Here is a 21,546-nt window from a genome sequence, read left to right on the forward strand (position 1 = left end):
CCGCGCCTGGCCGGGGCGGCCGCCGCTCCGGGTGGAACCGGAGAGGTCGTGCTGACGCGTCAGGTACGCGTCTGCTCGTACATGATCAGGAATGCGCCGAGACCGTGGAAGTCGTTGGTGGCTCGCGTACGCCCGACGTAGTAGGCGTAGTCCCCGACGTTCGTGCCGATGGAGATGTCGGTGAGGTTGGTCCGGCCGTCGGAGCCGAGCGAGATCCGGTTCAGGACACCGGTGACGCCCCGGTCGGCATTGCTCTGGTAGGTGGCCGCCACGTATCCGTCCGCCACCGCCTTGTCGATCGTGTACGCGTACATCGAGGAGCAGGAGGTCTCGGTCCAGTTGTCGGACCGGGTTCCCTTGTCGACGACCTGGAACCAGCGGCCGCTGGCCGGGTCCTGATAGGTCGCGAAGCCGCGCACCATGTTCTGCGCGATCGTGATCAGCTGCGCCCGTCGCGGATGGTCCGGGGGAAGGACGTCGAGGATCTGCAAGGTCGCCATACCGAACCAGCCGATCGCCCGGCACCAGTACTCCGGGGACAGTCCGGTGACGTTGTCGGACCACGTCTCGTCCCGCGGCTCGTCATAGGCGTGCTTGAGCAGCCCGCTCGGTTGCTGCAGGTGGCTGGCGTACACGACGATCTGCTTGGTCGCCTCGTCCCAGGCGTACGTGCTGTCGCCGACGACCTTGCCGTACTCGGCCAGGAACGGCATCGACATGAACGCGCCGTCGGCCCACAGCTGGCCGGCCCGGCTGTCGCTCGTGGCATGCCAGAACCCGCCGTCACTGGTACGCGGATAGGTGGCGAACCGGTCGTGGATCTTCTGCGCGGCGATCCGGTACTTGGCCTGCCCGGTCTCCCGGTAGAGGATGAGCAGCACTCGTCCGGGCAGCATGCTGTCGAGGTTGCTGTAGCTCTGTGAGACGTTGCCGCTGCTGTCGACGAACCGGTCCATCCAGTTCTTGATGTAGTCGAAGTAGCGGCGGTCGCCGGTGCGCAGGTAGACGAGGTACTGCCCGTACATGTACAGCCCGACCGGATAACTCCAGCCGCCGATGGTGCCCGGGGTGTATCGGGCCATCGTCGACTCCACCATCGCGACCGCCCAATCCGTGCCGGACGGTGGACCGGGGTCGCCGCCGACGGTGAGCGAGTCCAGATTCGCCGGTCCGCTCGCGGTGGTGGCCGTGAGGCGTACGACGTTCGTCCCGGCGTTCAGCGTGGCCTGCACCGTCACCGACTGCCACGCCGACCACGCTCCGGTGGGGCCGAACACCGGCGTGCCGACGATCGTCCCGTTCACGGCCAGGGCGGCCGGCCGGTTCGTGGTGTTGCCATTGGCGTACCGGACGGTCAGGTTCGTCGGGCCGGCCTGCTGCGCGGTGACGGTCCACTCCACGCCGCTGCCGGTGACGTTGTCGCAGTTGGCGAAGCCGGTGCCGGTGTAGCCGGGCCAGTTGCTCTCCACGACACAGCCGACGACGAACGTCGCGTTCTCGGCTTCGAGAACCTGGGGTGGAGCGGTCGCGTCGACGTCGAGGAAGTCCACGTTGGGCCCGCCGTTGGCGGTCGTTGCCGTCGCCTTGACGAGGTTGCCGCCGGTTGCCAGCGTCACCGGGATGGTCATCGACTGCCACGCGTCCCAGGAGCCGGTGCCGGGGAACGCGGCGTCGGTGACGATCGGCTGTCCATTGAGGGTGATGGTCATCGGCCGGTTCGTCGTCGTGCCGTTGGCGTACCGGAGGACGAGTTTGACCGGCGTGGCCGCGGCGGCGTCGACGCTCCACTGCACGGATGAGCCCGTGACGTTGTCGTAGTTGACGAATCCGGTGCCCGAGTAGCCGAGATGGTTCGCCTCCACGACGCCTTGCGAGATCGTGGCGGCTTCGGCTTCGTACCGAGTCGTGGCCGCCGACGCGGGTGCGCCGAGCGCGGCGAAGGACGTGGCGACCAGGACGATGCTGACGGACGCCGAGACGAACCGTCTGACGAAACGCATGCGGGGTTCCTCTTCTCGGTTCACATATGTGGACGGATGGCGATGGGTCGATCGTGGCTCACGTGAAGATATCCACGAGATTGAGCGCCGGTCAATATTTGTTAACCAACCTGCCCATCTAAAGATCCAATCAATCTTGGGTCTTCCATTGATCTATGCGGCGTACGTATGCTCTCGGCACCTTGCCGCCCCATGATTGATCGGATCTTTTGACGGAGGGTTCCGATGACCCGTCTCCTTGCCCGGCTGTGCGCGGTACTTCTCGTGGCGAGCATGCTCGTCACCGGTGGGACCTCTCCCGCGCAGGCTGATCTCCAACATCCCCGGCAGGCGTTCCTGCGCGACTCGGTCGGCGGGCTGTTCCTCCACTGGGGAATGCGTACGTCGCCCGGCTACACCAGTTGCAGCAGCTGGGAAAACGCCGTCGTCAGCGGTGGCTGGGACCCGAACTACTGGGTCGCCGAGGCCAAGAAGCTGCACACGCAGTACCTCGTGCTGGCCACGTTCCACAGCCGGCTCGGGTATGCCCGGCCCTGGCCGTCGGCGATCCCCGGCAGCTGCCGACTGACCAGCCACGACTTCCTGCGGGATCTCATCGACGCCACCAACGCCGCCGGGATGAAGACCATCCTCTACATGACCGACGATCCCCAGTGGAACACCGAAGGACTGCCGTCCGGGCAGAGCTGGCTCAACAGCTCGGCGTACTCCGCGTACAAGGGACACTCCGTCGACCTGACCACCCGGGACGGCTTCGGCGAGTTCAGCTACGACAACTTCTTCGAGGTCATGAACCGCTATCCCGACCTCGGCGGGTTCTGGATCGACAACGACAACGCGTACTGGGAGAGCCACAACCTCTACGCGCAGGTCTACCAGCAGCGGCCGAACTACACGATCAGCAACAACAACGAAGACACGCCGATCATGGACATGATCAGCAACGAGCAGAAGACCGGCATGACGCCGAGTTACGACTACCCGCAGGCGGTCTACACGGCCCAGCCCCGGTTGACCGAGGCGGACTTCAAGCTGCCGACCAGCGGGTCGTGGTGGTACACCGGCACCGACAACTCGGTCGACTACAAGCTCACCCTGGGCCGGCTGATCACCAACGCCGGATCCTCCATCAAGGCGCTCATGGCCGAGACCGCGATGGTCAACGGGAAGTTCCCAGCCGCCCAAGCCACGTTCAACAACTTCGCCAATACGTACCTGAACGGCATCTGGGAGTCGATAGGCGGCACCGAGGGCGGCGGCTACATGTACGGCGGACTGGATCCCGGGTTCTGGAACGACGGCGCGCACGGCGTGACCACCGTCAGCAAGACCAACCCGGACCTGCACTACATCCACGTCCTGACCGCCCCGACGACGTCGACGCTGCGGCTGCGCGACAACGCGTACAAGATCGCGCAAGTCACCAATCTGCGTACCGGCGCGCCGATCTCCTTCACGCAGAGCGGCGGCTGGCTCACGCTGACCGGACTGTCCGGGTGGGACCAGTACGACACCGTGTTCAAGGTCGTGACGAGCGGCCGGGAAGGCATCATCCCGCCCTCCTCGTACGCGATGAGCGCCTCGTCGTCAGCCTCCGGCCACCCCGCCTCAGCTGCGGCCGACGGTGATTACCTCACCTACTGGGACAACAACAACGCCGCGACGGTGTCACTGCGCTTCGACCTCGGCACCGCCAAGCCGGTGCAGTACATCGGGATCAACCAGCGCGAGGACTCCACCGTCTACCCGGCCTCCGGCTCGGCTCGCATCAACGCGTACAAGGTGTACACCTCCAGCGACGGCAGCACCTGGACCCAGGTGAAGAGCGGCACCCTGCCGAACGCCCGTGGTGTGCAGATCATCGATCTGACCCGGGTCACGACGAGGCACATCCGGCTGGAGAAGACCAGTACGCAGGGCATCGATCGGCTGCGGGTCGACGAAGCCTGGATCGGCTCGGACTACGCCAGCTCCGGCACGGTCGTCGTGCCCGGCCCCGGCCGTCTCGAAGCCGAGAACCCGCCTGCTGTCTGCGACGGCACGATCGACTCCAACCAGCCACCGTTCTCCGGGACGGGTTTCTGCAACACCGCCAACGCCATCGGTGGCTACGCCGAGTGGAAGGTGGACGCCCCAGCAGCCGGTCCGTACACGCTCACCTTCGGCTGGGCGAACGGCACCACCGCCGACCGCACCTCGACGGTGACGGTGAACGGGGCGACCGTCGCCACTCCGGCGTTCGCTCCGACGGGAGCGTGGACCACCTGGACCACGACCTCCGTCAGCGCGACTCTTGCGGCTGGTGTCAACACGATCCGGGTGGCCGGCACCACCTCCGGCGGCGCACCGAACCTCGACTACGTCGACGTCGTCTCCGCCGGTCCCGCCCCGGTGGACTACCAGGCGGAAGACTGCGTGATCCTGCAGGGCGTCGTCGAGTCCAACTGGACCGGTTACACCGGCGCGGGATTCGTCAACGGCGACAACATCGTGGGCTCCGGCATCGAATGCACCGTCACCGGACCGGCCACGACGCTGACCGTGCGGTACGCCAACGGAACGACGACCGACCGCCCGATGACGGTGACCGTCGACGGGATCGCCGGCGCGACGGTCTCGTTCGCGGGGACGGGCGCGTGGACCACCTGGGCGAGCGGTTCGACGCCGATCTCGCTGAGCGCCGGCAGCCACACGGTCCGGATGACCTCCACCACCGCCAACGGGGGACCGAACCTGGACCGGATCTCGATCAGCTGAGCCATCCCATCGTGTGTTGATCATGAACCTGAGGGCGGCGACACGCCGTCAACGGGGACCTTGGGTTCATGATCAACCGAAAGGAAAGACATGCGTAGGAGAACTGTGCTGGTGGCGGGAGCCGCCGCGATAGGCGCAGCCGCGGGCGTTCCAGCGGTCGCGGGCGTTCCAGCGGGAGCGGTGGCGGGCGCTGCGGAGAGCATCGCTGCGACCTGGCAGCTCCGCTGGGCGCCGGAGGCGAGTACGCACGGGCTCGCGGCGTTCGAAGGAGTCGAAGACGACCGGGCGAACTCGCATCCGGCCGGTCAGCCGCACATCTACGTCTCCGGCAACGACTACCGCTTCAACATGCACCTCGTCGACCGCGACACGATGACCGACCGGCAACGGCAAGAGGTCAAGGGCATGGTGTGGGACGGCGCGGATCTCATCCTGGCCAAGGGGGAGACCTGGAAGCTCGCCCATCGGATGTTCATCCCGGGCTCGCTCAAGGCGACGACGACCTTCACCCACATCATGCAGACCAAGGCGCCGGGCACCGACACCCTGCCCATGATCACCATGTCGTTGCGGCGGCACGACGGCGTACAGAAGATCGAGCTCGTCGCCGGGGGAGTCACCGTCGGCCTGACCGACCTGGTTCCACTGCAGAACAAGTGGATCGACGTCGAGCTGGAGATGACGATCGGCGACAGCGACACCGGCCGCGTCCGTTGGGTGCTGCGCGACGGTGCTACGACCGTGATCGACGTGACCCGCAGCGGCGTCGACACCTGGCTGCAGGACCGGGTGCGGCCGAAGTGGGGGATCTACCGCTCGCTCGGCGACACCTCCGGCAGTCTCCAGGACTGCTACCTGCTGATCAACACGATGCGGGCGTACAAGTGGGGCGCGGGCGACCCGCCGCCGGTGGGCACTCGGTACGAGGCGGAGAACGCCGTCATCAGCCAGGGAGTGGTGGAGAACAACCACACCGGCTACACCGGAACCGGATTCGTCAACCTCGACAACGTCGTCGGCTCCTATCTGCAATGGACGGTCAGCGCACCGACCGCGAGCGTCGCCACCCTCACCTTCCGGTACGCCAACGGCACGACGGCCAACCGCCCGATGGACGTTACGGTCAACGGTTCGCTGGTCGCCGACGAGCTGGCTTTCGCACCCACGGTGAACTGGGACGACTGGGACACCCAGACGATCGGCGGAATCCGGTTGCCGGCCGGAAGCAGTGCCGTCCGGGTGACCTCGACGACCGCGAACGGCGGCCCCAACCTCGACCACCTCGAGGTTCAGGTCGTCCCGCTGACACCGGTGGACTACCAGGCCGAGGACGCCACGATCTCGCAGGGCGTCGTGGAAAGCGATCACACCGGATTCACCGGGGCCGGCTACGTCAACACCGACAACGTCGCCGGATGCTACGTGCAGTTCGCCGTCACCGGACCCGCGACCACCCTGGTCGTCCGGTACGCCAACGGCACCACGGCGGACCGGCCGATGACGCTGTCGGCAGACGGCGTGTCCCTCGGCTCGGTCAGCTTCCCGCCGACTGGCGCGTGGACGACCTGGGCCACCGTCACGAAGACGATCAGCGTCGGCTCGGGCGCGCACTCACTGCGCCTGACGGCGAGCACCGCCAACGGCGGGCCCAACCTCGACCGGATCACCCTCTCGTAGGAGTGCGTTGTGCGTACCAAGAAGATTGCACGGGCCTTGGTCGCAGCGGCCGTGACCGTCGCCGCCACCGTGCTTGTGGTGATCGGCGGACCGCAACCGGCGACGGCGCTGGAGAACGGCCTGGCGCGGACGCCGCCGATGGGCTTCAACAACTGGAATTCGACCGCGTGCCGCGCCGAGTTCAACGAGAGCATGGTGCTCGGCATCATGGACATCTTCGTGAATCAGGGCCTGCGCGAGGCTGGATACACCTACGTCAACCTCGACGACTGCTGGGCCGTGCCCGCGCCGAACTCGCGTGACGCCAATGGGAATCTGATCCCTGACCCGACGCGGTTTCCGCACGGTATCAAGTACCTGGCGGATTACGCGCACGCGCGCGGGCTCAAACTCGGGATCTACACCAGTGCCGGTACGAAGACCTGCAACACGCTGGGCTTCTCCGGCGGCCTGGGCCATGAGCAGCAGGACGCGGCGACCTTCGCCTCCTGGGGCGTGGACTACCTGAAGTACGACAACTGCAACAACCAGGGCGTGGACCCGGTGCAGCGGTACACGACCATGCGCGACGCGTTGCTGGCGACCGGGCGGCCGATCGTCTATTCGATCTGCGAATGGGGACGTAGCGATCCGAAGGTGTGGACGTGGGGCGCCGACGTCGGCAACCTGTGGCGCACCACCGGCGACATCAGCGACAACTGGACCAGCATGATCGGCAAGGCGCAGGCCAACCGAGTGCTGCCACAATACGCCGGGCCCGGCCACTGGAACGATCCCGACATGCTGGAGGTCGGCAACGGCGGCATGACCGCGACGGAGTACCGCAGCCACTTCAGCCTGTGGGCGATCATGGCGGCTCCGCTGCTGATCGGCTCCGACCTGCGCAAGGCGACGGCCGAAACGTTCGGCATCCTCAAGAACGCCGACGTCATCGCCGTCGACCAGGACCCGCTCGGCCGCCAGGGCACGGTGGTCAGCAACGACGGGGCCGGCCACGTCGTCTACGCGCGTACGTTGGCCAACGGCGATCGCGCGGTCGCCCTGTCCAACGAGACGACGACGACCGCGACCATCGCGACGTCGGCAGCGGCGATCGGCATCGGTGGCTCGTCCTCCTACACGCTCAAAGATCTGTGGTCGAAGGCGACGTCGACGTCGAGTGGGTCGATCAGCGCGTCGGTCGGCGCGCACGCCACGACGCTCTACCGCGTTTCGCGGGCCGGGACGACGACCCGATTCGAGGCCGAGAACGCCTCCTACACAAGCGGTTCCACCGTCGACGCGAACTGGTCTGGGTACTCCGGAACCGGGTTCGTCAACACGCCCAACAGCGCCGGGAGTTACGTCGAGTTCACCGTGACCGCCGCGCAGGCGGGGCAGGCCCGGCTCACCTTCGACTACGGCAACGGCTCGACCGCGGACCGCCCCTCGACGCTGACCGTCAACGGCGGCGGCTCGACTTCGCTCGCCTTCCCGGCGACCGGCGCCTGGTCGCTGTGGAAGACGCAGGTCGCCACGGTCAGCCTCGCGGCCGGCACCAACACGATCCGGCTCACCGCCACCGGCAGCGGCGGCGTCGCCAACCTCGACTACCTCGACGTCACCGTCACACCCACCACACCAGTGCAGAACTACGAGGCCGAAGACGCCACGATCGTCCAGGGCGTCGTCGAGTCCAACCACACCGGCTACTTCGGCACCGGATTCGTCAACGGCGACAACCTCGCCGGGCCCTATGTCGAGTGGGCCGTCACACCCTCCGCCGCCGGTCCGGGCACTATCACCATCCGGTACGCCAACGGCACCGCCGGGACGCGTACGGCGGATGTCCGGGTGAACGGGGCGCTTGTGCAGAACCTGTCGTTCCCCAGTACGGGCAACTGGGACACCTGGGCGACGGCGACCTTCACTGCGTCGCTCGTGGGCGGGGCGAACACGGTCCGGGTCACCGCGACCGGGACGGACGGCAATCCCAACCTCGACCGGCTCTCGATCTGACCTCCCGAGGAATACCTCCCAAGGAATGAGGTGAACAAATGAGAAAGGCAAGGATCATCGGTGCGCTGGCCGCCGCCGCGCTCGTGATGACAGCGCTGGCCGGGACGCCGGCGTCGGCCGCGCCCACCCGATATGAGGCGGAGAACTCGCCGGCCGTGTGCGACGGCACGATCGACTCGAACTGGACCGGATTCTCGGGGACCGGATTCTGCAACACCGCCAACGCCGTCGGCGGCTCGGTGACCTGGACGGTCACCGCGGCCAACGCTGGCACCGCAACACTGGGCATCCGGTACGCCAACGGCACCACCACCGACCGCCCGGCCGACGTCATCGTGAACGGTGCGACTGCGGTGGCGGCGGTGTCGTTCGCCGGCACCGGAGCGTGGACGACCTGGGTCACCAAGACCGTCACGGTCCCGGTGAACGCCGGATCCAACACGATCAAGCTGGCCGCGACGACGGCCAACGGCGACGCGAACATCGACTTCCTCGACTTCGAGGTGGCGCCGCCGCAGAACTACACCGACTATCAGGCGGAGAACTGCACGATCACGCAGGGCGTCGTCGAGTCGAACCACACCGGATACACCGGCACCGGATTCGTCAACGGCGACAACGCGGTCGGCAGCGGCATCGCCTGCACGGTGACCTCGGCTGCGGCCGGGACCTACTCGGTGGAGATCCGGTTCTCCAACGGCACCACGACGGTCCGGCCGATGGACGTCTTCGCCAACAACACCCTCGTGACGAACATCGTCTTCCAGGGCACCACGAACTGGGACACCTGGGCCACCCAGACCGTCAACGTCGCCCTCAACGCCGGAAGCAACACGATACGGCTGACCTCGACCACGGTCAACGGCGGGCCGAACCTCGACCGGCTCCGCGTCGCCGCGCCCCTGGACACCCAGGCCCCGACTACTCCCGGCCAACCCGTCTGTGACCCGATCGTGCAGGACACGATCACCCTGACCTGGCCGACCTCTACCGACGACGTCGGGGTGGTGGCGTACGACATCTACCACGACGGCACTCTGCTGGCCTCGCCCGCGTCGTCGCCCTACACGCTGACCGACCTGAACTTCAACTTCACCTACCGGCTGTCCATCTTCGCGCGGGACGCCGCCGGCAACGTGTCGGCCACCAGTCCGCTGGCGACCAAACCGGACGGCAGCGGCTGTGTCACCGGGGCCAGCTCCGACGTCAGCCCGCCGACGGCTCCGACCAACCTCGCCTCCAGCAACGTCACCCAAACCTCGGTGAATCTGAGCTGGACTGCGTCGGCCGACAACGTCGGCGTCCGGCAGTACGTCGTGCAGAACGCGGCGAACGCCAACCTGTTCACCCTCAGCGGCAACCCGCCCGCCACCTCGGCCACCGTGACCGGATTGACCTGCGGCACCTCGTACACCCTGCACGTGGTCGCCAAGGACAAGGCGGGCAACACCTCGCCGTCGAGCAACACCGTAGGCCCGTTCACCACGAGCGCCTGCAGCCGCGGCACACCGCAGAGCCCCACCACGATCGCGGGCAGCTGGGACATCCCCTGGGACATCTGCTGGAACCCCCAAGGCACCTACGCCCTGGTCACCCAGCGCGACACGCTCCAGGTCTACAAGCTGACGCCAAGTGGGACCAAGACCCTGATCGGCACGGTGCCCAACAGTGTCACCACCGACGGCGAGGGCGGCCTGATGGGCTGCGCGGCCTCGCCCACGTGGAACGGAACCACCGACACCGACTGGTTCTTCATGCATACGTCGAACGACGGCGGCACCACCCAGAACCGGGTGGTGAAGATGACCTTCAACGGGTCGACGCTGACGAACCGGACCGTCGTGCTCGGCGGCATCCGGTCTAGCCGGTATCACAACGGCGGCCGGATCCGGTTCGGCCCGGACGGCTACCTCTACGTCACCACCGGCGACTCGCAGCAGCAGGACCTCGCCCAGGACGTCAACTCCCTGAACGGCAAGATCCTGCGCATCACCAAGACCGGCGCGGCCGCGCCCGGCAACCCGTTCGGGACGCGGATCTACAGCTACGGCCACCGCAATCCGCAGGGCCTCGCCTGGGATTCGGCGGGCAACCTGTGGGAGGCCGAGTTCGGCAACGCCACCTGGGACGAGGTCAACCTCATCCAGTCCGGCAAGAACTACGGCTGGCCGATCTGTGAGGGCAGCTGCAGCACCTCCGGCATGACCAACCCCAAGTGGCAGAAGGGCGTCTCGTCCTGCTCGTGCAGCGGCATGGCGATCGTGAACGACACGATCTACCTCGGAGCGCTGCGCGGGCAGCGGATGTGGCGGCTGGAGATCACCGGCACCAGCATCGCCAACGAGTCCAGCTACTGGGTCAGCACCTACGGCCGGATCCGTTCCATCACCAAGGTGCCGTCGGACAACGCGATCTGGTTCGGCACCTCGAACGAGGACAACAACGGCGACGGCACCCCGGACGTCATCCGGCAGTCGCTGATCAGGTAACCCATCGACCGCGGCCGTCCGTGCGCCGGCACGGGCGGCCGCCTGACGTCCGACAAGGAAGGAGACGGCCCGATGTCCCTGAAGCCTCGTGCCGCCATCGCTACGGCGCTACTGCTCGTGCTCAGTGCGGCCGCCTGTGATTCCGGCAAGGAGACTCCCGCCGGAGGCGGACCGCAGAACGGTCCCGTCAAGATCTATTACCTGCAGAAACAGGCCACTCAGGACTACTTCATCGGCGAGGCGGCCGGGGCCAAGAAGAAGGCCGCCGATCTCGGCATCGAGCTGGTCCTGGTCGACCTCGGCAACGACACGAGCAAGACGCTGGATTCGGTGAACGCCGCCATTGCACAGAAGGCGAGCGGCATCGTCATCGTCGTGCCCGATCCGTCGGTCGGCCCGGCCGTGGTCAGCGCGGCCAAGGCCGCCGGGATTCCGCTGCTGACCTCCGACGACCAGATCTGCGTCAACAAGCCCAGTCCGGCCGATTGCGCGAAGGCCGACGTGGTCCCGCGGATCGGGTTCAGCGGTACGCAGATGGGCGAGGAGGTCGGCAAGAAGGCCGCCGAGCTCTACCTCGCCTCGGGCTGGAAGCCGGAGGAGACCCGGATCATCGCGGCTTGGAAGCAGGACGTGAGCGTTTGCGGTGACCGGGTCAAGGCGGCTCTACCGGCGTTCAAGGCGGCCGGGGGACCGGACATCAAGGTCATCGAGGTCGGCACCGACAACACCCCGACCGACGCGGCGAACAAGGTGGCGGCGACGGTGACCGCGAACAAGGCGGTCAAGAACTGGATCGTCTGGGGCTGCAACGACGAGAACGTCACGGGTGGGGTGACCGCGCTGGAGAACGCGGGCTACCGGCCGGACAACCTCATCGGCGTCGGGATCAACGGCGACCTGGCCTGCAAGGCGTGGAGCGCGGGCAAGGCCACCGGCACCAAGGCGACCCTGTGGCTCAACGGCGGTGAAGTCGGCGCGCTGGCCGTGCAGAGCATGTACGACAAGATAAAGAACGGCAAGGAGTTCGCCGCCGAGGCGTTCGCCAAGACCACCATGGTCACGCCGGACACCTACAAGTCGGCCGGGCTCGCATGCGGCTGACCGATCCCGTCCGCTCCGGCGACCCGGCCGGGGCGGACGGCCTCCGGGTCGAGGGGATCGGCAAAAGGTTCGGCCCGGTGCAGGCGCTCACCGACGTCAGCATCGACTTCCCGGCGGGCAGCGTCACCGCGTTGCTCGGCGAGAACGGAGCCGGCAAGTCCACTCTGGTACGCGTCATCGACGGTCAGCACGTGCCGGACGAGGGCCGAATCCTGCTCGACGGCGTCCCGCTCCGGCTGCGCTCGCCAGGCGACGCTCGCCGGGCGGGCATCCGGGTCATCCCGCAGGAGCCGGACATCGTGCCGCACGTCAGCGTCGCCGAGAACGTCTACCTCGGCTCCCTGCCCCGGCACGCGGGCCGGCTGGTCGACCGCGGGCGACTGCACCGCCGAGTAGCCGAGGATCTGGCGTCAATCGGCTTCGCCCATCTGATCGACCCTTCGGCGCTGGGCCGTGATCTGACCCCCGCTCAGCGGCAGCTCGTCGAGATCCTGCGGGCGTTGACCACCGACGCGCGCGTACTGGCCTTCGACGAGCCGACGTCATCGCTGTCCGAGCAGGAGACCGAGGCGCTGTTCGCGCTCATCCGAAGGCTCGCTGCGGACGGACGGTCGATCATCTACGTCTCGCATCGGCTCGCCGAGATCTTCCGGATCGCCGACCGGGTGGCGGTCCTGCGTGATGGCGCGCTCGTCGGCGTACACGGCGTCGAGCAGCTCGACGAGGCGGCGGTCGTGCGGATGATGGTCGGCCGCGATCTGGGTGCGATGTTCGCCCGCGGGCATGTCTTCACCCAGGAGGTGGTCCTGGACGTCGATCAGGTCAGCACCGACGTGGTCACCGACGTCTCTCTGCGCGTACGCGCGGGGGAGGTGGTCGCGCTGGCCGGTCTGGTCGGGGCGGGCCGCTCGGAGCTGTGCCGGGCGATGGCCGGGGATCTGCCGATCCGTTCCGGGCAGGTGTCGGTCGACGGCCGGCCGGTCGGGCTGCGCAGGCCGTCCGACGCCGTGCGCGCCGGGATCGCGTACGCACCGGAGGAGCGCAAGGCGCAGGCTCTGCTCCTGCGACGCTCGGTACGCGACAACGTGACGCTGGCAGTGCTTCGGCGGCTGAGCCGGCTGCGGTTCGTCCGCCGTTCCGCCGAACGGGCGCTTGCCGCCACCTACGTGCACCGGCTTCGGGTGCGTACGCCATCGCTCGAGCAGGAGGTAGGCAAGCTCTCCGGCGGCAATCAGCAGAAGGTGGTGCTCGCCCGCTGGCTGGCCCGCCGCCCGAGAGTGCTGCTGCTGGACGAGCCGACCCGGGGGATAGACGTGGGCGCCAAGGCCGAGATCTACCGGCTGATCGCCGAGCTCGCCGAGAACGGGATGGCCGTGGTCGTCGTTTCGTCGGAACTGCCGGAGGTTCTGGGATTGGCCGACCGGGTCGTCGTGCTCCAGAACGGCCGGGTCGCGGGCCAACTCGACCGGTCCGAAGCCACCGAGGAGTCGGTCCTGGCCCTCGCGATGATGTCCGAGGGAGCGCGACCATGACCCCCATCGCCGAATCGGCACCCGTACGCGTCCGGCCCGCCCGGCGACTGCTCGACGCCCTCGGGGGACCGCAGAACCTCAGCCTGATCGGTGCGCTCGCCGGCGTACTCGTGGTCTTCGGCTACCTCAATCCGGCCTATCTCAGCTGGTCGAATCTCGCCGTCATCGGGGTCGCCGCGACGATCCCGGCGTTGCTGGCCGTCGCCCAGACCATGGTGATCATCTGTGGTGGCATCGACATCTCGGTCGGCTCACAGAGCGGTCTCGCCGCCGTGGTCGCCGCGATGGTGTTCGCGTCGACCGGTGACGGCCTCGCCAACGGCGTCGCCGTCGTCGCCATCGCGGTCGCCCTCGTCGTCGGGGTGGCGTGCGGCATCCTGAACGGGCTGATCATCATCTACGGGCGGGTCAACGCCATCATCGGAACCCTCGCGATGCTCGCCGCGTACAAGGGGTTGGCGCAGTTGCTCTCCGGTGGGCGTGCGCAGGGTTATCTGCACGGCGACGATCTGTTCATCTTCGTCGCCCGGGGCTCGATCGCCGGCCTGCCAATGATGGTCTGGATCCTCATCGCGGTGGCCGCCGCGATCCACATCCTGCTGAAGTACACCGACATCGGCCGCAACATCTACGCCATCGGCGGCAACGCGACGGCGGCCCGGCTCGCCGGGATCAGCCTCAACAAGTACATCGTCGCCGTGTACGCCGTGATGGGCTTCGTCGCCGCGCTCGCCGGCGTCATCCTCGCCGCGCGTACGGGGTCCGGTCAGCCGACCGCCGGAAGCGAGGGGCTGGAGCTCAAGGCGATCACCGCTGCCTTCCTCGGTGGCTGCGCGATCGCCGGCGGTCGTGGCGGCGTCGGCGGCACTCTGCTGGCCGTCGCCATTCTGAGCGCCCTCGACAACGGCCTGACCGTCGTCGGCGTGAATCCGTTCTGGCAGAACGTCGCCCAAGGCGCACTGCTCGTCGTGGCCGTCGTCGTGCAGCAGCGCCGCACCGGCGAGCGGGCGGTGGGACTGCCCGCCTGACCCCGATTCCTCAACGTCGTAACGAATGACCAAGGAGGCACCATGTTCCGGCGCATCCTGCTCGCGGCGGCCTGCATCGTGGCGGCCACGACCGCGGCACTGTCCAGCACACCGGCCCAGGCTGCGACGACGCAGCAGACGTTCATCACGTTCTACGGTTGGTACGACAACACGCCGCCCGGCGGCGACATCGCGTACCCGCAGATCCACAGCACCGCGGGCGGCAAGGGCACCTACTCCGACCCGATCACCTTCGCCAGCGCGACGGCCGAGCTGCCTGCGGGCAAACGGATCTACGTGCCGCGGGTGAAGAAGTACTTCATCATGGAGGACTCCTGCCAGGAGTGCGAGGCCGACTGGAGCGGGCAGGGGCCGAACGGCGGGCCCGGTCTGCGGCACGTCGACCTGTGGCTCGGCGGCGAGGGCGGCAGCGCGTTCGACGCGATCGACTGCGAAGACGCGCTGACCCACTACAACGCCGACGGCACGCCGGTGCTCGAACCGGTGATCGTCGATCCCTCTTCGTCCGAGGTCTACGACTCGACGCCGCTGTTCAACACCAGCACCGGCGACTGTTACGGGGGAGCCCAACCCAATGTGACGATCGGCCAGTACAAGAACGGCTCGACCGGAACGTGCCTGGATGATCCCGGCAACAGCTCGTCGACCGGCACGGCGCTGACCGTCGCCGCCTGCAACGGCTCGGCTGAGCAGCAGTTCACCTTCCACGGCGCGTTCTTGGTGATCAACAACCTGTGCGCCAACAACTCCAGCGGCGTCATCAAGCTCGCCACCTGCACCGGCGGACCGTCGCAACAATGGTCCATCAATCCGAACCTGACCATCTCCGACATCCAGACCGGCAGCAAGTGCTTCCGGACGTCGGGCACGTCGGTGCTCGCGGGCAGCTGCTCCGGCACCGCCGCGCAATGGGCCTTCACCCCGAAACCGACCGGCCCCGACTTCGGCCTGACGGTCAGCCCGTCCGGCGGCAGCGTCGCGCCTGGTGGCACGCTCACCGCCACGGTCGCCACGACCGCATCCGGCTCGCCGCTCACGGTCTCGCTCAGCGCCACCGGCGTACCGGCCGGGGTCACCGTCACGTTCTCGCCCACGTCGGTGACCAGCGGCGGGTCCGCGACCATGACGCTCACCGCCGACGCGAGCGCTACGGCGGGTTCATCCTCGATCGCGGTCACCGGCACGTCCGGCGCACTCTCGCATTCCAGCTTGTACGCCTTGAGCGTCACCGGCGCGGGAGGAACAGCCCGCTACGAGGCCGAGAACGCGGCGATCAACCAGGGCAGCGTGGCCACGAACCACCTGAACTTCTCCGGGACCGGATTCGTCGACTACACCAACGTCAGCGGCTCGTCGGTGACCTTCACGATCACCGCCTCGGCGGCGGGCAGCGCGCCCGTGACGATCCGGTACGCCAACGGAACCACCACCAACCGCCCGATGAACATCTCGGTCAACGGGACGGTGGTCGCCTCCAATGTGGCGTTCGGAGCGACGGCGAACTGGGACACCTGGGCGGACGTCACGCGTACGCTGAACGTGGTAGCCGGTTCGAACACCGTCACGCTCACCGCCACCACCGCGAACGGCGGCCCGAACCTCGACTACCTCGACGTCGGACCGGTCGTGGCGCCGCCCCCGGTCACGCGGTACGAGGCGGAGACGGCCACGATCTCGCAAGGCATCGTGGAGACGCTGCACCCGGGTTACTCCGGCAGTGCGTACGTCAACTGCGACAACGTCGCCGGATCGTACGTCGAGTGGACGGTCACGGCGGCCACGGCCGGGCCGGTCACCCTGCGCATCCGGTACGCCAACGGCACCACCGCCAACCGCCCGTCGTCGGTCGCCGTGAACGGAAGCGTCGTCGCGACGCCGTCGTTCGCCCCGACCGCCACCTGGGACACCTGGACGACCATCACCGTCCCGATCACCCTGGCCGCCGGGTCCACCACGATCCGGATCACCGGCACGACCGCGACCGGACCGGCCAACCTCGACTACATCGAGACGGCCTGACCCGATGTCCTGAACCGATGGGGGCTGCCGCGCGCCGGAGCGCGGCAGCCCCGTGCCTGAAGCCTTTCGTCGTCCTGTCGTTCGGTGGCATCGCCGCCAATTATGAGCGTACGCTCATGAGCAAGTGTTCATGAGCGTACGCTCATAACGAAGGAGACCAACGATGACCGATATCTCGGTCCGTGGACTGACCAAACGCTTCGGCCCGGTCACTGCCGTCGACGACCTGACCTTCGACGTCCCGGCCGGGCGGATCACGGGATTCCTCGGGCCCAACGGGGCCGGGAAGACCACCACCCTGCGGATGGCGCTCGGCCTGATCACGCCGTCGGCCGGCACGGCGCTGATCGGCGGCCGAAGGTATGCCGAGTTGCCGCACCCGCGCCGCTCGGTGGGCGCGCTCCTGGAGGCGACCGGGTTCCATCCGGGCCGTAGCGGCCGCGACCACCTGCGCATCCTGGCAAGCACGGCCGATGTGGACAGTGGCCGGGTGGAGGCCGTCCTGGAGCTCGTCGAACTGACGTCGGCCGCCGATCGTCGCGTCGGCGGGTACTCGCTGGGCATGCGCCAGCGCCTCGGGCTGGCCGCGGCGCTGCTGGGCGACCCCCGAGTGCTCGTCCTCGACGAACCGGCCAACGGCCTCGATCCGGCTGGGATGGCGTGGCTACGCCGACTGTTGCGCGACCTGGCCGCCGAGGGGCGCACGGTCCTCGTGTCCAGCCACGTCCTGAGCGAGGTCGCGCAGACCGTCGACCAGGTAGTGATCATCAACAATGGCGTGCTCCGGTACGCCGGGACCCTCGATGGGCTCGGCTCGGACTCGCTGGAAGCCGCCTTCCTCGAACTGACCAGCCGATAGGAGACGCCGATGCGTACCGAGATTCTGAAACTGCGCACCACGCGTACCCCTGTGATGCTGCTCGCGGCCGCGCAGCTGGTCATCCTCGCCGGGGTGAGCGGCCTGTTCGTGAGCGGCGACGCGGACCTGGCGGATCCGTTCACGGCCCGGCGGGCCGTCGCGCACGCCGGGCTCGTGTCGATCTTCTCGCTGATCCTCGGCATCCTCGCGGTCGCCGGCGAGTATCGGCACAAGACGATCACGGACACCTATTTGAGTACGCCACGGCGCGGTCGTGTGGTCGCCGCGAAACTTGGCGTGTACGCGGTCGTCGGCGTGCTGTTCGGCGTGATCAGCTCGGTCACGGCGGTGGCGGCCACCGCGATCTGGCTGACGGTCAAGGACGGGTCGCTCGACCTGGCCTCGACCGGAGTGTGGAGCACCCTGGCCGGTTGCGTGGCGTGGAACGCCTGCTTCGCCGCAGTCGGCGTGGGCATCGGCGCTTTGATCCGCAATGTCATCGCCGCGGTCGCGGTCGCCCTCGCCTGGCTCGCCCTGATCGAGGGGATCGTCGGCCAGCTCGTCGGCGATCTGGGCCGATGGCTGCCGTTCCGCAGCGGCCAGGCGCTGGAGGGCGTGCCGTTCCCGGGCGTCGACCTGCTGCCGCAGTGGGGCGCTGCCTTCGTGCTCGCCACGTACGCGGCGATCTTCGCCCTGGTCGCGGTGTCGACTACCGTTAGGCGCGATGTCTCCTAGACGTGCTAAAGCAACGCTGGGCCGGGTCGGCGACGACCCGGCCACCGCCCTGCGCGGGCACCTGATCGACACGGCCGAACGGCTCCTGGCCGAGCATCAGGTCGGCCAGCTCACTACTCGGCAGATCGCCCGGGCGGCCGGGGTCTCCGACGGTGTGCTCTACAACTACTTCGCCGACAAGAACGATCTGCTCGTCGCCGCGCTACTGAGCCGATACGGACGACTGCTCGGCAGCTACGACGCCAAGTTGCCCGAGGCGGGCACGGCGACGGTCGAGACGAACCTGGTCGCGTACGCCGAAGCCGCCCTCGAACTGGTCGCCCAGGCGCTGCCCATCGCCGCCGGGCTGATGACCGAGCCGCATCTGCTGCACCGGTTCGTCGCCGACATCCATCGAGAGCCGTTCGGGCCACAACGCTTGCGCGAGCCGCTTGCCGCGTACCTGACCGCCGAGCAGCGCCTCGGCCGGCTGGCGGACGTCCCCATGGGGGCGGCGCTGACTCTGATTCTCGGCCCGGTCATCATGCTCGGCTTCACCGAGCTGGTCGGCGGCCAGCCCCGCGAGGTCGTGTCCGCCCAGTTGCCCGGCATCGTGCGTACGCTGCTGACCGGCCTCAACCCCTAGCCGTTGTCGGCGCCCGGTTGCGCTAGAACGGGCGGTGATCCCGCTGAAACGACTCGGCAGCAGCCATGAGAGCGGTCAAGAACTGCCCGTGATCGTCGAGTTGGCCGAGAAGTATGGGAGACCGTTCGTGAATACTTTGGAACGCCAATTTGACGCCCGCCTGAAATCTAGTTTCCACTTCAAGTAATTCCAATAGCTCGCTGACTCGTCGGCTGAAGGTCCTCGGAGAGCAGTTCAACCGATGACTCGCGGCCACGTCAGTCGCCCCGCTGAGCAATGCCACGACAACAGGTCGAAGGTGTTCCGGCAGCCTCGCAATATATAGATATCTGACATTGCCGTCGGCCTGTGCAATGTGTTTCGTCGCGTGTGGAACATTGTCCAACAGCATGGGCGGCGGCCCCTCCACATCGAATGACTCCGCTCACGGTAGATGTGAAAACTTCTATCTGAGCCGTCGCGACGGTGTCAAGATCTGGCGCGAAGTTCCCTCCAAATCGGCTGGCAGAAATCTACGGCGTCCGAAATTTCGATATTTTGCTGCATGTGGTGGATCATGCCGTGAGTTTTACGGTGGCCCGGCTCCTCGGCGGCGGGAATTGCGTCGCGCAGGAGGCGGCCATAACCAATCCGCGCATACGCTCATCGAAAGTGGAGGCGATCCACGGATTCAGTGGCGTGGGCGCGCGGAATCAAAGTGAATCGTGGAGGATATCGTTGATCACGACGATTCTTCGTGCAGCGCGAAACGGGCCGCGGTTGCGGCAGCGCGTACGCAATGAAAGGATTCGCGGAGCGCCTCGGGGTCGGTCGCATTGGCCAGGATGACGACTGCGTCCAGTAGTGCTATGCACGCGTGGCGGCGGCTTTCGCTCAACTCGCGACCGGCGAGCTCCTGGGAGACTCTGTGGAGCAGGTTCGCGAGCTCGCGGTCCATGTCATTCGCCGGACGACTTGTCCAGAAAGTCGACGATCGCCGGATTCACCGCGTCGGGGTTCTCCAGGAAGCCGAAGTGACCCAGGCCCTCGAACTCCACATAGGTCGCCGAAGGGATCGCCCGGTGCACTTCGAGGCACGCGGCGGGCGGTGTGATGAGGTCGGCCGAGAACGCCATCACCAGGCAGGGGCGGGTCAGGCCGCCCAGCGCCGCCCGGCGATCGCCGATGACGCTCGCTTCGTACTGGGCAGCGGGTCCCGGGCCCTTGATCGGGAAGCGGCGCTGCAATTCCAGCCAGTCCGACATCTTCGGCTCGTCGGCGAGCGTACCGGGTCCGAACAGCTGCACGAGATGCATGAGCAATTCGAGTTCGGACGCCGCGCCGGTGTTTCGGGTCTGCGCGGCCAAGGCTCGCGCGAGTCGGCGGCGGAACCCGTCGGTCCGCGCCCGGGTGCCGATGAGAACCGCCGCTCGCACCAGGTCCGGGCGGGTGAGCGCGACCTCCTGGGCTACGAACGCGCCCAGTGATGCCCCGACCAGGTGCACCGGGCCGCAATCCAGGAAGTCGACGAGCGCGACGACGTCGGCGACCAACTGGCTCAGCAGATACGGGCCCGGCGGGACCGGAGACGGCGCCGTGCCACGGTGATTGACCGTGATCGCCTTGTACCCGGCACCGACCAGCGCCGGAACCTGATAAGTGCGCCAGATGTCACCCACGGTGGCCGCCGGCGGCAGCATCACTACCGGCACACCGTCTCCGTGTGCCTGCCACGCGAGCTCGACATGTCGCTGGTCGCCCATCCGTCGAGCACAGCGCCGACCGACGGTCCCGGTCAAGGCGATGACGACAACTCGCCACGCCCACGACGTTCGCGGGGATCTTAAATCCTCGGCAGCACGCACGGATGTCGCGGAAACACACGACACGACGCATGGACCCACGATGCGATTGACTGGCTTGCCGTACCCAGGAGGAGGGTGAGCCCATGTCGAGCGCCAGCGCCTGGTTCCCCTACCGTGGGACTGGAAACGAATTCGAGGTGTTCGCGTTTCCGCACGCCGGCGCCGGGTCGACCGCCTTCGCTCCGCTGCGTGAGGCGCTATCGGGCAGCTCGGTCTCGTTGGTTCCGGTCGTCCTGCCGGGTCGGGAACGCCGGATGCGGGAGGCACCGCATCAGGACCTCGACGCGTTGCTGGCCGACTTCGAGCAGATGGCGGCGGCGGACGGGTTCGCGGCGTTTCAGGGCGACTATGCCCTGCTCGGCCACTGTTCCGGCGCGATGATCGCCTTCGAGGTGGCGCGGATCCTGGAGCGATCCCCGTGCCGCAGTCCACACCTGCTGATCTCGTGCAGCTGCCTGCCGCCACAGCTCATCCGGGACACCGGGATCAGTCGGCTGCCCACGCCGGAACTGTTCTCCCGGGCCGGCGGCACACCGGAGTCGCTGCTCACCGACCCGAACTTCGTGGCGTTGCTGGAGCGGCCCCTCCGCGCGGACTTCGTGCTGTTCGACGCGTACGCGTTCCGCCCGGGCGCAAAGCTTTCCACCCCGATCCTGGCGACACGAGGGCCGGACGACCCGGATTTGTCGGCGGCCGAGTTGCAGGGTTGGCGTGAGCAGACCAGCGGCGGCCTCACCACGATGGAGGTCGGTTCGGGGCACTGGGCGCTCACTCCCGAGGGCACCGCGCTCCTGGCGAGCCGGATCCCGGCGGCCCTGTACGCAGGCCGGGGCGCATGACCGTCGTCCGGTACGCCGACGT

15 protein-coding genes are annotated in these 21,546 nt (G+C 67.6%); 12 read left to right on the top strand and 3 right to left on the bottom strand.

The features are described 5' to 3' along the window. Nucleotides 1-59 precede the first annotated feature (59 nt). Nucleotides 60-2,000: a glycoside hydrolase family 88 protein gene (locus HOV77_RS16875; protein ID WP_290863320.1), complete on the bottom strand. Its 1,941-nt coding sequence runs from the start codon at nucleotides 1,998-2,000 to the stop codon at nucleotides 60-62. Nucleotides 2,001-2,225: 225 nt separating this feature from the next. Between HOV77_RS16875 and HOV77_RS16880 the strand changes: the two genes are divergently transcribed. The 11 genes from HOV77_RS16880 (at nucleotide 2,226) to HOV77_RS16930 (ending at nucleotide 18,841) form a co-directional block, all read left to right on the top strand. After that, the gene (locus HOV77_RS16880) at nucleotides 2,226-4,757 is read left to right on the top strand and encodes a discoidin domain-containing protein (RefSeq protein WP_290863322.1); all 2,532 of its coding nucleotides are present in this window, start codon (nucleotides 2,226-2,228) and stop codon (nucleotides 4,755-4,757) included. A 90-nt stretch (nucleotides 4,758-4,847) separates the two neighbouring features. Then, a complete protein-coding gene (locus HOV77_RS16885; RefSeq protein WP_290863324.1) occupies nucleotides 4,848-6,434 on the top strand; it encodes a carbohydrate-binding protein in 1,587 nt (528 codons plus the stop codon). A 9-nt stretch (nucleotides 6,435-6,443) separates the two neighbouring features. Next, complete coding sequence (locus tag HOV77_RS16890; protein ID WP_290863326.1) at nucleotides 6,444-8,432, top strand: CBM35 domain-containing protein; 1,989 nt, start codon at nucleotides 6,444-6,446, stop codon at nucleotides 8,430-8,432. Nucleotides 8,433-8,470: 38 nt separating this feature from the next. Beyond that, nucleotides 8,471-10,921: a PQQ-dependent sugar dehydrogenase gene (locus HOV77_RS16895; protein ID WP_290863328.1), complete on the top strand. Its 2,451-nt coding sequence runs from the start codon at nucleotides 8,471-8,473 to the stop codon at nucleotides 10,919-10,921. A 72-nt stretch (nucleotides 10,922-10,993) separates the two neighbouring features. After that, nucleotides 10,994-12,022 carry a substrate-binding domain-containing protein gene (locus HOV77_RS16900; RefSeq protein ID WP_290863330.1) on the top strand — a complete coding sequence of 343 codons (1,029 nt, stop codon included), beginning with the start codon at nucleotides 10,994-10,996 and terminating at the stop codon, nucleotides 12,020-12,022. Beyond that, the gene (locus tag HOV77_RS16905; protein ID WP_290863332.1) at nucleotides 12,013-13,554 is read left to right on the top strand and encodes a sugar ABC transporter ATP-binding protein; all 1,542 of its coding nucleotides are present in this window, start codon (nucleotides 12,013-12,015) and stop codon (nucleotides 13,552-13,554) included. The genes HOV77_RS16900 and HOV77_RS16905 overlap by 10 nt, the downstream gene beginning before the upstream one ends. Then, on the top strand, nucleotides 13,551-14,582 hold the full coding sequence (locus HOV77_RS16910) for an ABC transporter permease (RefSeq protein ID WP_290863334.1): 1,032 nt from the start codon (nucleotides 13,551-13,553) through the stop codon (nucleotides 14,580-14,582). Before HOV77_RS16905 ends, HOV77_RS16910 begins: the two co-directional genes overlap by 4 nt. Nucleotides 14,583-14,624: 42 nt before the next feature. Further along, entirely contained in the window at nucleotides 14,625-16,622 is a 1,998-nt protein-coding gene (locus HOV77_RS16915) for a CBM35 domain-containing protein (RefSeq protein WP_290863336.1), read from the top strand. Between the two features lie 163 nt (nucleotides 16,623-16,785). Continuing rightward, the gene (locus tag HOV77_RS16920) at nucleotides 16,786-17,481 is read left to right on the top strand and encodes an ABC transporter ATP-binding protein (protein ID WP_290863338.1); all 696 of its coding nucleotides are present in this window, start codon (nucleotides 16,786-16,788) and stop codon (nucleotides 17,479-17,481) included. Nucleotides 17,482-17,490: 9 nt separating this feature from the next. Continuing rightward, nucleotides 17,491-18,216 carry an ABC transporter permease subunit gene (locus HOV77_RS16925; RefSeq protein WP_290863340.1) on the top strand — a complete coding sequence of 242 codons (726 nt, stop codon included), beginning with the start codon at nucleotides 17,491-17,493 and terminating at the stop codon, nucleotides 18,214-18,216. After that, nucleotides 18,206-18,841, top strand: a complete 636-nt coding sequence (locus HOV77_RS16930; protein ID WP_290863342.1) for a TetR/AcrR family transcriptional regulator — start codon at nucleotides 18,206-18,208, stop codon at nucleotides 18,839-18,841. Before HOV77_RS16925 ends, HOV77_RS16930 begins: the two co-directional genes overlap by 11 nt. A gap of 721 nt (nucleotides 18,842-19,562) precedes the next feature. Here the strand turns inward: HOV77_RS16930 and HOV77_RS16935 are convergent. Together HOV77_RS16935 and HOV77_RS16940 are read right to left on the bottom strand one after the other, a co-directional pair. After that, nucleotides 19,563-19,778 carry a hypothetical protein gene (locus HOV77_RS16935; protein ID WP_290863343.1) on the bottom strand — a complete coding sequence of 72 codons (216 nt, stop codon included), beginning with the start codon at nucleotides 19,776-19,778 and terminating at the stop codon, nucleotides 19,563-19,565. A gap of 1 nt (nucleotide 19,779) precedes the next feature. Further along, nucleotides 19,780-20,532 (bottom strand): alpha/beta hydrolase, encoded by a 753-nt coding sequence (locus HOV77_RS16940; RefSeq protein WP_290863344.1) that lies wholly within the window; start codon nucleotides 20,530-20,532, stop codon nucleotides 19,780-19,782. Between the two features lie 236 nt (nucleotides 20,533-20,768). Here HOV77_RS16940 and HOV77_RS16945 point away from each other — a divergent pair, with 236 nt between their 5' ends. Further along, on the top strand, nucleotides 20,769-21,524 hold the full coding sequence (locus tag HOV77_RS16945; RefSeq protein WP_290863345.1) for an alpha/beta fold hydrolase: 756 nt from the start codon (nucleotides 20,769-20,771) through the stop codon (nucleotides 21,522-21,524). Nucleotides 21,525-21,546: the final 22 nt, after the last annotated feature.

The organism is Hamadaea sp., assembly GCF_013362815.1.
Taxonomy (GTDB): domain Bacteria; phylum Actinomycetota; class Actinomycetes; order Mycobacteriales; family Micromonosporaceae; genus Hamadaea.

Coding starts and splice junctions, on each gene's coding strand:
- HOV77_RS16875 (WP_290863320.1), bottom strand. CDS start 2,000: ATGCGTTTCGTCAGACGGTTCGTCTCGGCGTCCGTCAGCATCGTCCTG.
- HOV77_RS16880 (WP_290863322.1), top strand. CDS start 2,226: ATGACCCGTCTCCTTGCCCGGCTGTGCGCGGTACTTCTCGTGGCGAGC.
- HOV77_RS16885 (WP_290863324.1), top strand. CDS start 4,848: ATGCGTAGGAGAACTGTGCTGGTGGCGGGAGCCGCCGCGATAGGCGCA.
- HOV77_RS16895 (WP_290863328.1), top strand. CDS start 8,471: ATGAGAAAGGCAAGGATCATCGGTGCGCTGGCCGCCGCCGCGCTCGTG.
- HOV77_RS16900 (WP_290863330.1), top strand. CDS start 10,994: ATGTCCCTGAAGCCTCGTGCCGCCATCGCTACGGCGCTACTGCTCGTG.
- HOV77_RS16905 (WP_290863332.1), top strand. CDS start 12,013: ATGCGGCTGACCGATCCCGTCCGCTCCGGCGACCCGGCCGGGGCGGAC.
- HOV77_RS16910 (WP_290863334.1), top strand. CDS start 13,551: ATGACCCCCATCGCCGAATCGGCACCCGTACGCGTCCGGCCCGCCCGG.
- HOV77_RS16915 (WP_290863336.1), top strand. CDS start 14,625: ATGTTCCGGCGCATCCTGCTCGCGGCGGCCTGCATCGTGGCGGCCACG.
- HOV77_RS16920 (WP_290863338.1), top strand. CDS start 16,786: ATGACCGATATCTCGGTCCGTGGACTGACCAAACGCTTCGGCCCGGTC.
- HOV77_RS16925 (WP_290863340.1), top strand. CDS start 17,491: ATGCGTACCGAGATTCTGAAACTGCGCACCACGCGTACCCCTGTGATG.
- HOV77_RS16930 (WP_290863342.1), top strand. CDS start 18,206: ATGTCTCCTAGACGTGCTAAAGCAACGCTGGGCCGGGTCGGCGACGAC.
- HOV77_RS16935 (WP_290863343.1), bottom strand. CDS start 19,778: ATGGACCGCGAGCTCGCGAACCTGCTCCACAGAGTCTCCCAGGAGCTC.
- HOV77_RS16945 (WP_290863345.1), top strand. CDS start 20,769: ATGTCGAGCGCCAGCGCCTGGTTCCCCTACCGTGGGACTGGAAACGAA.